This window comes from Streptomyces sp. ActVer (assembly GCF_027270795.1).
Taxonomy (GTDB): Bacteria; Actinomycetota; Actinomycetes; order Streptomycetales; family Streptomycetaceae; genus Streptomyces; species Streptomyces umbrinus_A.
Genome location: NZ_JAPWHT010000324.1, coordinates 1 through 11,872 on the forward strand (window position 1 = coordinate 1; position 11,872 = coordinate 11,872).

General features: G+C 69.0%; 9 protein-coding genes and 4 pseudogenes. 3 read left to right on the forward strand and 10 right to left on the reverse strand.

Annotation, left to right across the window (positions count from 1 at the left end; all coding sequences use genetic code 11):
* Nucleotides 1-438 (forward strand): annotated as a pseudogene (locus O3Q52_RS37325) (hypothetical protein); the annotation flags it as partial.
* A 100-nt stretch (nucleotides 439-538) separates the two neighbouring features.
* Nucleotides 539-741, forward strand: a pseudogene (locus tag O3Q52_RS37330) (hypothetical protein); the annotation flags it as partial.
* 23 nt (nucleotides 742-764) lie between these two features.
* Here O3Q52_RS37330 and O3Q52_RS37335 read toward each other — a convergent pair.
* From O3Q52_RS37335 to O3Q52_RS37360, 6 genes and pseudogenes are all read right to left on the reverse strand, one after another.
* A pseudogene (locus tag O3Q52_RS37335) lies at nucleotides 765-970 on the reverse strand (transposase family protein); the annotation flags it as partial.
* 135 nt (nucleotides 971-1,105) lie between these two features.
* Nucleotides 1,106-1,371: pseudogene (locus O3Q52_RS37340) on the reverse strand (hypothetical protein).
* Between the two features lie 549 nt (nucleotides 1,372-1,920).
* A complete protein-coding gene (locus tag O3Q52_RS37345; RefSeq protein WP_269653047.1) occupies nucleotides 1,921-2,775 on the reverse strand; it encodes a carbohydrate ABC transporter permease in 855 nt (284 codons plus the stop codon).
* Between the two features lie 2 nt (nucleotides 2,776-2,777).
* Nucleotides 2,778-3,785: a carbohydrate ABC transporter permease gene (locus tag O3Q52_RS37350; protein ID WP_269653048.1), complete on the reverse strand. Its 1,008-nt coding sequence runs from the start codon at nucleotides 3,783-3,785 to the stop codon at nucleotides 2,778-2,780.
* 64 nt (nucleotides 3,786-3,849) lie between these two features.
* Nucleotides 3,850-5,190 carry a sugar ABC transporter substrate-binding protein gene (locus O3Q52_RS37355; protein WP_269653049.1) on the reverse strand — a complete coding sequence of 447 codons (1,341 nt, stop codon included), beginning with the start codon at nucleotides 5,188-5,190 and terminating at the stop codon, nucleotides 3,850-3,852.
* Between the two features lie 79 nt (nucleotides 5,191-5,269).
* Nucleotides 5,270-6,289, reverse strand: coding sequence for a LacI family DNA-binding transcriptional regulator (locus O3Q52_RS37360; protein WP_269653050.1), 1,020 nt, complete (start codon nucleotides 6,287-6,289; stop codon nucleotides 5,270-5,272).
* Between the two features lie 181 nt (nucleotides 6,290-6,470).
* Here O3Q52_RS37360 and O3Q52_RS37365 point away from each other — a divergent pair, with 181 nt between their 5' ends.
* Nucleotides 6,471-7,811, forward strand: coding sequence for a mucin-1 (locus O3Q52_RS37365; protein WP_269653051.1), 1,341 nt, complete (start codon nucleotides 6,471-6,473; stop codon nucleotides 7,809-7,811).
* Between the two features lie 33 nt (nucleotides 7,812-7,844).
* On the opposite strand, the gene O3Q52_RS37370 is transcribed toward O3Q52_RS37365, so the two are convergent.
* From O3Q52_RS37370 to O3Q52_RS37385, 4 genes are all read right to left on the reverse strand, one after another.
* Nucleotides 7,845-8,909: an isopenicillin N synthase family oxygenase gene (locus O3Q52_RS37370; protein WP_269653052.1), complete on the reverse strand. Its 1,065-nt coding sequence runs from the start codon at nucleotides 8,907-8,909 to the stop codon at nucleotides 7,845-7,847.
* A gap of 141 nt (nucleotides 8,910-9,050) precedes the next feature.
* Nucleotides 9,051-9,995, reverse strand: a complete 945-nt coding sequence (locus O3Q52_RS37375) for a sugar phosphate isomerase/epimerase (RefSeq protein WP_269653053.1) — start codon at nucleotides 9,993-9,995, stop codon at nucleotides 9,051-9,053.
* A gap of 29 nt (nucleotides 9,996-10,024) precedes the next feature.
* Entirely contained in the window at nucleotides 10,025-10,633 is a 609-nt protein-coding gene (locus tag O3Q52_RS37380; protein ID WP_269653054.1) for a nucleoside deaminase, read from the reverse strand.
* Nucleotides 10,630-11,872 (reverse strand): GMC oxidoreductase (locus tag O3Q52_RS37385; RefSeq protein WP_269653055.1); only part of this gene is annotated, 1,243 nt, incomplete at its 5' end. The genes O3Q52_RS37385 and O3Q52_RS37380, both read right to left, overlap by 4 nt.

Below are 11,872 nucleotides of genomic sequence, written 5' to 3' on the forward strand. Positions count from 1 at the left end.
CGCTCCGACGCTCCGACGCTCCGACGCTCCGACGCTCCGACGGGAGGCTCCATGGCCGACCACGCGACCAAACCGCATCCTGACGACCAGCCCGTACCCGTGGTCGACTGCGCCCTGTACAAACACAGCGAGCGTCGCGCGGGGACCCTCCCGCTGACCGAGGCCATGGACACGGCCCGTACCAGCCCCGACAGCTTCGTATGGATCGGACTGCGAGAGCCCACCACCGACCAGCTCAAAGTGGTGGCCGACGCCTTTGGCCTGCATCCGCTCGCGGTGGAGGACGCGGTCCACACCCATCAGCGCCCGAAGCTCGAACGCTACGACGACAGCCCTGTTCCTCGTCCTGAAGACCGTCGCCTACGTCGAGCACGACCGCCTCACGCCCACCAGCGAAGTCGTCTCCACCGGGGAGATCATGATCTTCGCAGGCCGTGATTTCGCTGTGGTCGTCCGGCACGGCGACTCCCCGGACCTCCGAGTCGCACGCCGACGGCTCGAAACCCAGCCGGAGCTGCTCGCCCACGGTCCGGCCGCAGTCGCCCACTACACCGGGCAGGCCGAACTCGCCCAGGCCATCCAACAGGGCCTGGAAGCCCGCAAACAGGGCGACTTCGACTCCGCGACTCCAAGCTGGGCCGCGCCGTCCAGCTCGCCAACGCCTCAGGCAACGACGACACCGCGAAGCTGCTGGCCAAGGTGGTGGACGTCGTCGACGCCGCGTCTGGGACCGTGCGGCTCCATCGCTTCCGCCACGCAGAGACGGTGGCGATGCCGACGCCGAACCCGGCCGCGAGCCGGGAGAAGGTGTGGCCGCACCGCAGGTGTGGGCCAGGGCAAGCAGGGCCTGCTGGCCGCAGGACAGTCGGCGCCACCTTGTCCCGCGCTCCCGGCGCCGGGCGGTGAGTAGGCCGGAAAGGTAGCGCAGGCTCGAGCTGGATGGATCGATCCCCGATGGGTAGACCAGCATGTGGAGCTCCAGGCGGACAGGTTGATCTTGGTAAACAACCCATCTACCAGAAGCTTCACCCTCTTCCTGAACGCCGCTCCACGCCAACTCGCCTGCTGGCCGGCTGGGTTGGAAACAGCTCACTGATTGTCTGGGTCAGCGCCACTGCAGCGGGATGTTCGCCATCTGCTGCAGCAGGTCCCAGCCCTCACTCTTCTGCTTGCGCTCTGCCAGGGAACTGTTCCATCGAGCGCCGTGCCCCACCCAGTACCCCCGGTAGTTACGCAGACCCATGACGCCGGCATCGCCGACATCGGACTCGTTGCCGCAGCAAGAGCAGATGGCCGCCGTCGGCCAGCCTCCCAAAACACCTCGTCGTCGTATCCGCAAACCCGGCAGACGGTCTCTGTCTCGTTCTCCATACTCCCCTCAACCACAGCCTATCGACCATCTCCAAGTACAACGACCTCTTAAAGGCCAGCCGGGAATTGACGTGTTGCTTCACGTGATTCGGATCGTGGTCTGAAATGGGCGTATCCGATGAGGTGCGTGGCCAACTGGTAGTGACGGCGGATCGTGCGAGCAACATCGGCGATGACGAGCGGGAAACCTCGAAACCGTACTGGCAGACGATCTGCACGGCGGACGGCCCCTCTGGCAAGCAACGAGCACCTCCGAACAACGTCACGCCAGGCCTCTAACCTGCCTTGGATGTGGCGACGACTCAATGAGGATTCCAGCATCGGGCTCAAAGCAAGAAAGACGTTCCCACGGACTCACGAACTGGGCGCGACCTCGCCCGCGGCAGATTCCCCTTCCAACGCACATTGGCTCCGCCTCGCATTCGGGTCTAAGCCTCAACGGTGTTGCCACAGACCAGACACCTACGAACGGACTGTCGACCGTCGAGGGGCATACCAGGGCGGACCAAGGGTTCTCCTCGTGCTCGTCCCTCCCGTCCGCAAAAGCGCTCAGCCCTTGACAGCCGAACTGGCTACTCCCTGGACGAACCAGCGTTGGAAGAACGCGAAGACGATCAGTACGGGCAGGACCAGGAGTACGCCGAAGGCGAGGATCTGGCCCCAGTCCGGCGGGAGTTGGGCCTGGAAGACGCTCATCTCCAGGGGCAGTGGGCGTACCGAGGGGTCGGAGACCATCAGGACCGGCCAGAGGAAGGAGCCCCACTGGGTGAGGAAGGTCAGGATCGCCACGGACGCAAAGGCCGGCTTCGACATGGGGACAATGATGGCGAAGAAGGTGCGCCAGGGGCCCGCGCCGTCGATGCGGGCGGCTTCCTCGATGCTCGGCGGGATCGAGCGGAAGAAGGTGTGGAACTGGTAGACGGAGAAGGCGTTGGCGATGAACGGGATCGCCTGGATGAAGAGCGTGTTGCGCTGGTCGTTGAACATGTAGAAGAGCGGGACGGCCACCGACTCGAACGGGACCAGCATCAGCAGCAGGATGAGGGTGAAGACGGCGTTGCGGCCGCGCCACTTCAGCCGCGAAAGCCCGTACGCCGCCATCGAGTTGACGAACAGGCCACCCGTCACCACCACGAACGCGAGCAGTAGCGAGATGCCCATGAAGCGCCAGAAGTAGCCGGTGCTGTCGGAGTTGAGGCTGCTCAGGACGTTGGAGTAGTTGTCGAAGGACAGGTGGGTGGGCAGGAAGCCGGACAGGCCGTTCAGCACCTCGTCGGACGGCTTGAGGCTGCCTATCAACAGGTAGAGGACGGGCAGTACGAAGATGAACGCGAGCACGCCGAGGACGGCGTAGTCGAGGAAGCGGCGCAGGGGTGTGCGGGTGAGGCCCGTGTGGGTGCTCATGGTCAGTCCTCGTTGTCGGGCCGGACGACGCGGCGCTGGATGAGGGTCAGGGCGACGACGATCAGGAAGAAGACGACGGTGATCGCGGCTGCCTGGCCGACGTTGTTCTGGTCGAAGGCGGTGGTGACGGCCTGGTACATCACGGTGCGGCCGGCGTCCTCGTTCAGGCCGCCGCCCTTGACGAGGACGTAGACCTGGTCGAAGACCCGGAAGGAGAGCACCGAGGTGAGCATGGCGACGAAGACGAGGGTGCCGCGGATGCCGGGCAGTGTGATGTGGCGGAACTGCTGCCAGCGGCCGGCGCGGTCGAGGTCGGCGGCCTCGTAGAGCTCACCCGGTATCTGCTGGAGGCCGGCGAGGAGGATGACCATCTGGAAACCGACGCCCTGCCAGATGGACAGCACGATGATCGAGGCCATCCCGGTGGCGGAGTCGCCGAGCCAGTCGAAGGCACCCCAGTTGCCGAAACTGACCGCGTGCAGCGCGGAGTTGAGCATGCCCTGGTCGCTGCGGGCGAGGATGAGCCGCCAGATCACGGCGACCAGCGCCATCGGGAAGACGACCGGCATGAAGAAGAGGGACCGGAACAGGCCGATCGCCTTGAGCTTGCGGTTCAGCAGGATCGCCAGCCCCAGCGCCAGTGCCGTCTGGACGGGGACGACGACCACGGCGAAGGTCAGGTTGTTCAGCAGGGCCCGCAGGAAGGGGCCGGACAGGTCGGGGTCGGTGAACAGCCGCCGGTACTGCTCCAGGCCGAAGAAGGTGGGCGCGAGCGGGGAGCCGAGGCGGACGTTGTAGAAGGAGAGGACGACGGCGTAGCCGAACGGGATGCCCACGAAGGCGATGAGTCCGGCGACGGCGGGCGTGGACATGAGCAGTCCGTGCAGCCAGTCGCGGTTCTTGCGCACGGAACGCGCCGGACGCAGCGGACGCTCGGGCTTGGCGGCGGTCACGGGTGGGGCCTTCTCCCGGGCGTGGGGCGCGGCGTGCGCCGGTTCGACGGATGTCACGGATGGGTCCTGTTCCCGGCGGGGGCGGGCGCGGTCTGTACCGTCCCGCCCCTGGCCGATGGTCCTACGGGATCTTGTAGCCGGCGTTGTCGGAGAAGTCCTGGTCGATGGCGCGGGCGGCCTTCTTCAGGGCGCTCTTCGGGTCGGCTCCGCCGTAGATCGAGTTGAGGGCCTCGCTGAACTTGGCGGTGATGGTGGGGTATCCGGCGGTCACCGGGCGGGTGACGGCGACGCAGGACTTGCTGATGTCGCTGTCGCCGCAGGGCTTGGCGAGCTGGTCGGCGAAGAGCTGGAGCGGGCCGCCCTCCTTGTACAGGGGGCTCGCGGCGAGCGCGGTCTTCGTGGCGGGCGGGGCGCCGTTGGCCGTCGTCATCGCGGTGACGTTGGCGTCGTTGAGCAGGTAGTCCATGAAGGCGCCGGCGGCCTTGGCGTTCTTGGTGTCGGCGCCGATGCCCCATGCCCAGGAGCCCTGGCCGGTCTTGGGACCGTTGCCGAAGTCGGGCAGCGGCAGGACGACGAGGTCGTCGCCGAGAGCCTTGCTGTAGGTGGGGTACATCCAGTGGCCGACCCAGCTCAGAGCGACGCGGTCCTTGGCGAAGGCGTTGCCGTCGGTGTTGGGGTCGACGTAGGTCTTCCAGGACTGGACGGTCTTCAGCGCCGAGACGACAGCCGGCGTGTCGAGGGCGCCTTCCGCCTTGTCGCCCTTGATGAGCGAGCCGCCGGCCGACCAGACGACGGGGGCGAAGCCGTAGGTTCCCCACTCGGTGGCCAAGCCGTTGCCCTCTTGGATGTCGAGGGTCTTGCCGTCGGAGTCCTTGGCCTTCAACGCCTTGAGCGCGGCGGTGAACTGCTCGGCCGTCCAGTCGTCGGAGAGGCTGGTCGGGTACTTCACGCCGGCCGCGTCCAGTAGCTTCTTGTTGCCGTAGATCCCCAGGCCCGAGTCGTACATGCCCAGGCCGTAGTGCTTGCCGCCGATCGCTCCCTGGGACTTGCTCGCGTCGGTGGCGTTGGACATCGTCTTGGAGGAGACGTAGTCGTCGACGGGGGCGAGCTTCTTGTTGTAGACGAAGTTCGCCATGGTCGGGCCGTCGAACTCCATCACGTCCGGCAGCTCGGAGGCGCTGGTGGCGGTGATGGTCTTGGTGTAGTCGTTGCCGGGTATCAGTTTCAGCTCGACCTTGATGTCGCTCTGCGAGGAGTTGAAGGACTTCACCGCGGCCTGCACTGCGGCGTCCTCGCTCTTCTGGCCCTGGTGGGCCCAGACGCTGATGGTGCCCTTGCCGCTGCCGGCGTCCGCCGAGGCGTCGGTGCCGCTGCCCCCGCCACAGGCGGCCAGCGCCACGAGAGGGAGCAGGGCCAGGCCCGTAGAGGCCGTGCGGCGGTGCCTTCTGTTGGTCGAGCTCATGGTCTGTGCCTCCGTGCTGTGGCGTGGGTTCGAGGTGTGGGAGCGCTGTCGAGGCGCGGGGGGTGTGGGGCTAGGGGGGTTACTGAGGTCCGCGCGGACGGGGCGGGGCGGTGGTCTCGCGCAGGACCAGACGGATGGGCATCTGGACATGGCCGGGGTGTTCCGCGGCCGGCTCGTCCAGCTGCCGCAGCAGCAGCCGGGCTGCCTCGGCACCCTGGCCCGCGACCGGCTGGGCGACGGTGGTCAGACCGATCACGTCGGCGAGTTCGTGGTCGTCGAAGCCGACGACGGACACGTCGTCCGGGACCTTCAGCCGGTGGCGGCGCAGGGCCCGGAGCGCGCCCATCGCCATCTCGTCGGACTGCGCGAACACGGCGGTCGGCGGCCGGGAGGCGGCCAGCAACTCGGTCATCGCCCGCTCGCCGCCTTCGAGGGTGTAGTCGCCGTCCGCCTCCAGGGCCGGGTCGTGCTCTATCCCGGCCTCGGCCAGCACGTCGAGATACGCGCGGCGGCGCTCGATGGGCGTGGTCCAGTGCAGTGGCCCGCTGGATCCGCTGATCGTGCCGATCCGGCGGTGGCCGAGGTTCACCAGATGCCGTACGGCGCTCTCCGCACCGGCCCGGTCGTCGATGCCGACCACGGTGAAGCCGGGCCGGGCGACGCCGACCGTGCTGGCCAGCGGTACTCCGAGGGAGCGCAGCGCCGCGGACTCCCCCTCGTCGGGGATGAGCAGCGACAGCACCGCGTCCACCCGCTTGCGGACCGGCAGCTTCGCGAAGAAGCGCTTGCGTGTCTCGGGTGTGCCGAGGTTGTACAGCAGGACGTCGTACCCGGCGGCGCTGAAGACCTGCTCCGCCGCGTCGAGCACGGTGCCGAAGAACCAGCGGCCCACGTACGGGACGACGACCCCGATGGTGAAGGTGCGGCCGCTGGCCAGGCTGGAGGCGGAGCGGGAGGCGGTGTAACCGAGCTGTGCGGCGACGGCCGCGATCCGGTCCCGCACCTCGTCGGAGACGCCCGCCCGGCCGCGCAGGGCGCGGGACACGGTGGACGCGGAGACGCCGGCGGCGCGGGCGACGTCGTTGATGCTGGCCGTCACGGCTCAGTTCCTCCCGTTGATTTCACGGCGGTGTGATCTGCGAGTGACGTGACCGTAAACCTGGCCTCGCTGTTGCGCAAGCGTTTGCGTTCATATTTACTTGGGCCGATTCCCAAGAGATACCGCTTTGGTCAATGGTCAGCGCACGCGTTTGGGCGCTGTGAGCCGACAGGAACTGTGCATGCGATACGCCCCGCCCGGCCTCTGCGTGAACGACTTCGCCCTGCTGCGCGACGAGGACGGCACGTACACGGTGCTGCACCTGCAGGGGCCCTGGACAGCGGAGTTCGACCACCTTCGGATGGAGACCTCCTACGGCCGGGCGACCTCCGCCGACCTGGTCCGCTGGCAGCCCCAGGGCACCGCCTTCGGCAACGGGCTGCCCGGCCGCTTCGACCAGCAGGCCGTGTGGACCATGCACCCGCTGCGGCACGGCGGCGGGATGGCCATGTTCTACACGGGAGTGAGCGGGCTGACGGCCGACGGCTGGCCACTGCAGTCCGTCGGCCTGGCGTACTCGGACCGCACCGACGGCACGGGCTGGCGGCGCCACGGCACCGGTCCGGTCGTCGAGGCGGACCCGCGCTGGTACCGCACCGGTGAACGCATGGGCTGGCGCGACCCGTTCGTCGTACGCGACGACGAGGGCGAGGGCTGGGTGATGGCCGTCTGCGCGAGCGACGCCTCGCTGCCGGTGGAGGTCAGCGGCTGCGTGGCGCTGGCCACGTCCACCGACCTGGAGCACTGGACGGTCCACCCGCCGCTCGTCTCACCCGGGGACGTCGACGAGTTGGAGTGCCCGGTCCTGGAACGCCTCGACGACGGCAGCTGGCTGCTGCTCGGCTCGATCGGCGCCACCCGCGGTTTCGAGGCGTGGACCGCCCCCCGCCTGCGCGGTCCCTGGACCCGCCGCGGTCCCCTCGGCCCGACCGGCTCGTACGCCCCCCGTGTCGTCGCCGCGCCCGACGGTTCCCGGGTCGTCGTGCACACCACGCCCCGTCAGGTCGGCCTCACCGACACCGGGGAACGCTGCCGCGGCATGCTGGCCCAGCCCAAGTCCCTTGTCGTACGGGAGGGTTCGGCACCCCGCCTGGAATGGTGGACCGGCCTGAACGCCTGGCTCGGCGAGGAGACCGACCGGCCCGCCCTCCACGCGGTCGGCGACATCGGCATCACCGGGCCGGTCGAGATCACCCTCCGCACCGACACCCCGGACTACGGCGGCCCGGCCCTCTCCGTCAGCTGCGACGGCAAGAACCTGTGGGTCACCGGCCCCGGCGGCATCCGGCTCGGCGAGACCGTCCTCACCGAACCCGCCGCCACCCTCCGCATCCTCACCATCGGCGAATACGTCGAGGTGTACGCCGACAACGTCTTCGCCCTCACGGCCCTGTGCTACTCCGGGCACCCCGCCCCATGGACAGCCGTGACCGAAGAACACAGCCGCACGATCCCCATACGCCCGATCCGCCTGCCCGACCCCCACCGCGACGACGCCTCGGCCGTCTGGCCCGGACGTTGAGTGACCCGGGTCGACTGCCTGGGCGTGGGCCGTTCACTCGGTGGCGGCCCGCGCGCGTGCGGCCTCTCGGACCGCGGCCACGTTCTTCTTGCCCTTTCGCGAGCCGTTCAGCTTGGCCCTGATGTGGTCTCGGACGGTGACCGGTTCGTAGGCGAGACCATGGTCCGCGTCGAGAAGGGCCGGCAGTGTCTCGATGACCGCGTCCGGGTTCCCGTCGTGGAAGAAGGCGGCCGAGCGGCGCCGCAGGATCGTCCCGTCGACGACGGGGGGCTTGACGCGGTGCAGCGTCGACATCCACCGGTCGTTGGTCAGGAGGGCCGTGAGATCGCCGAGGTTGACGAGCAGAGCGCCGTCCGCGGGCGTCACGTCGTGCCAGGTGCCGTGTCGGTCGAGCACCTGGAGCCCGGGGACCTGGTCGGCCCACAGCAGGGTGACGATCCCGTAGTCGGTGTGTTCGCCCATGCCCATCAGCTCGCCGTCCAGGTCCACGGTGCCTTCGGGCAGGGCGTAGTTGTTCATGCGGAGCACGTCGATGGAGTGTCCGGTGAGTGCCTCGAAGAAGTCCGGTGCCAGCCCGAGGGCGTCCGCGAAGATCCGCGTCAGTGTGCGTGCCACCCGCGAGGCGTGACCGAAGTAGGCCTCGACCCGCGGCGTGAACCCGTCGATGTCCGGCCACACGTTGATCCCGAAGTCGTCCTCGGAGAGGCCGAGTTCGGACGGGAAGGAACGCGCCTCGACACCGACGTTGAAGGCCTCGAAGAAATCGTTCATCCGTGAGGCCGACTCAAGGCCCAGGCTCAGGCTCAGCGACTCGCTCCTCGGCGGACTGTACCCGCGGTTGGCGCCCTCGACGCGGTACGCCTTCTTCGCCTCCAGCGGCAGCGCGAAGAGCGCGTCCACGGCCCCCTTCAGACCGTCGAGCGCGCGCTGCGGAATGCCGTGCCCGAGGATCTGGATGAACCCCACCTCGGCACACGCGGCGTCGATCAGCCGTGCAACATGGCCCCGCTCCTCGTCCGTACCGTCTCCGACGTAGGGGGAGATATCGACGGCCGGCACGGTGAACACGGGCGTCGAGGTGGCAATGTGAGACTTCACTGTCCTGCGTCCTTCCAGACTGCGGTCATTCGGCGAAGGGCCGCCGGCCGGCCCGTGTTCCCGGCCCAGTTTCGGTGCGGAGCAGGTCGCGTGGCCTCCGATTCCTCCGGGAGCCACCGCTGAGAGCGACGGCCAACCGGCTCACGGGAGAAGCCCCGCGTCTGCCCGTATCGCCTTCACCACGGCCATCCCTGTCAGGAGCGCGGCGACGGGATCAGCCGCCTCGTCCAACTCGATGAGCACGATGTCGGCGCCGGGAGTGAGTGACATCGCGGCGGCCCATCGTCCCCAGTCCACGATGCCCGTACCCAGTTCGGTCATGTAGGGCTGCTGTTGGGCGAAGACCGTTTCGTCGATGGTGAGTTCGACGTCGATCGGCTTGACCGCGTCCTTCCAGTGGGCCAGTGCGATGCGTTGGGAATGGCGACGCGCGACGGCGACGGGGTCGCCTCCCCCGAGTGCGATGTGGCAGGAGTCGGGGCACAGCCACACGTAGCGCGGATCGGTCAGAGCCATGAACAGGTCGATGTCCCTCTCGTACCACAGGGTGCTGTTGGACTCGGTGTGGAAGGCGAGCTTCACACCGTGCTGCGCGACGGCCTCACCGACGATGTGGGCGATGTCGGCCATCCGGGTCATGTACGCGGCGTCGACGAAGAAGGGCGGGCGGGTCCCCGACGTCGCACGCATGGGCAGCCCGGCGACGAGAAGCCCGGCGCCCACGTCGGCGAGGAAGGCCGCACGTCGCTCGGCTTCGGCGACTATCGCGGGCAGGCTGTCGCTGTCCCGCCAGTCGGGGCATTCGCTCTCGGCGATGAAGGCGCTCACGACGGACAGGCCGCGGGCCTGCAACTCATTGCGGAACGACGACGCGTCGCCGAACGCGCGCAGGACCGAGTCGATGTCGCCCGGCGCGAAGGTCAACTCGATGCCGGTGACACCGGCCTCGGCCAACGCGTCCATCGTCCGGTCCCAGAAGCGCTCGGGGTTCTTGACGGCCCAGTCACGAAAGGCGTCGGCGGATTCGAGGCCCCAGAAACCGGGGTGGTAGAAGGTCACGACGTCGGTGGCGAAGCGTGGTGCCACGGGGGGTCTCTCCATTCGGATCGGCGGTGTCATTCGGCGCCGGCGCGCGCGTTGTAGACGACGAGGCCGTCGGAGTCAACGGCCTCCCGGTAGCCGCGGAACACCGCGAGCGCCTCGTCCCGGAGCACGTCCCGCACGACCTCGATGCCGCGTGCCTGGAACTGCTCGGCCCAGTCCGCGCCGAGCGGGCCCTCGTCGAACGTGGTGATGTCCTCCAGTTCCGGGCCCTCGCCGGCGACCACGAGGCCGCGCACCCCGGACCACATCGCCGCGCCGTAGCACTGGATGCACGGACGCCAGTTCACCACCAGCTCGTGCGCCGGCATTCCGTCACCACCGAGGTCCCAGCCGCCCCTCGCCGTCTGGGCCAGTCCGAGGGCGACGACCTCGGCGTGCGCGCTGGAGACGCCGGAGGCGAGCACGACGTTCACGCCGACCGAGACGATCCGGCCGGTGTCCCGCTCGGCGACGAGTGCCGCGAACGGACCACCGTTGCCCTCACGCCAGTTGCGGTCGGCCAGACGGTGCACGAGGCGCATCCGGTCGTCACGGTCGGGAATGACGGCGGGGACGGCGGCCAGTTCGTCGTCGATCCACGTCGGGAGCACCACCCGGTATTCCTTTGCGATGTCGATCACGATCGCACTTCCTCTCGATGTGCGGCGAGCGCGGCGGTCCGTCCGACGACCGCCCGGGCAGCCCGCACCGCCGTCACGGCGCCGGTCAGGGTGACGTTGGCGGCCATCGCGGTGGGGATCACGCCGTTGCCGGCGAGGTACAGGTTGTCGAAGCCCCACACCCGGCCGTCCGGGCCGCACACGCTGGTGCCGTCGTCGACCGGGCCGGACCGGACGGTGCCGGTCAGGTGCAACGACGAACCGGGCGGGAGCAGCGCGCGTTCCGTCGCGGGATCGAAGGGACCGAATTCCGCGGCGATCGACTGGATCTCGTCGAGTGCCCGGCCGAGCAGCGCGCGGTCGGTACCGGAGTAGCCGAACTCGACACCGATCCGGGGCATCCCCGCGAGGTCGGTCTCGTTCGGCGAGAACACCAGCCGGTTCTCGGGGCGTGACTCGACGGGGACGTACAGCGAGAGGCCCACGGAGTGGGCGAGGGGGCGGCCGTCCTCGTCCACGTACGTTCGATTCATGATCTGACCGTGGAACGGCTGCGCCGCCCCGTTCTGGGGCAGCCAGAGCGAATCGGTGCTGAACTCGCCCACGCGCGGCAGGGGCAGGGCGTCGAGATCGATGCCGAACCGGTCGGGGTCGAGCAGCACCCGGGCGGTGATGAACGCGTGCTCGTTGAGGTAGCGGCCCAGTGCCTCGGGCCGGATGCCCGAGGCGAACAGCAGTTGCGGGGTGCGCAGCGCGTCGGCGCACACCACCACGGTGTCCGCGAGGAGTTGCGACTCGGCGCCGTCGGCGATACGACGCAGCCGGGCGCCGCCGACCCGGCCGTCCGAGACGATGAGAGCGGTCGCGAGGGTACCGGTCAGCAGGGTGAAGGCCGGGTCCTCGCCGGTCGCCATCGCGGGGAAGATCGTCCCCGGAGCCGTGCGCGGGATGGGGCCCGATGCCGGCATGGTGACGGCCATGGGCATCGGCTGCGGCCGCCGGTCGCCCGGTCCGATGCCGTCGGAGCGCCGACACAGTACGGCGAGCACAATCCGGCCGACGTCGGTCGGACCGATCGCGGACGGGGTGACCGCGAGCAACCGGCGTGCGGTGTCCAGGTCCGTCGCCCAGCGCGCCGGGTCGCCGAAGTCGAACACCTCGTCCCCGGCGGGCCAGGGCGTCGCGGCGGTCCAGTGCACGCCCATGCCGCCGGCTTTCCACGCGAGCGCTGTCGCGGGCATCGCCTCGGCGTCCTCGCAG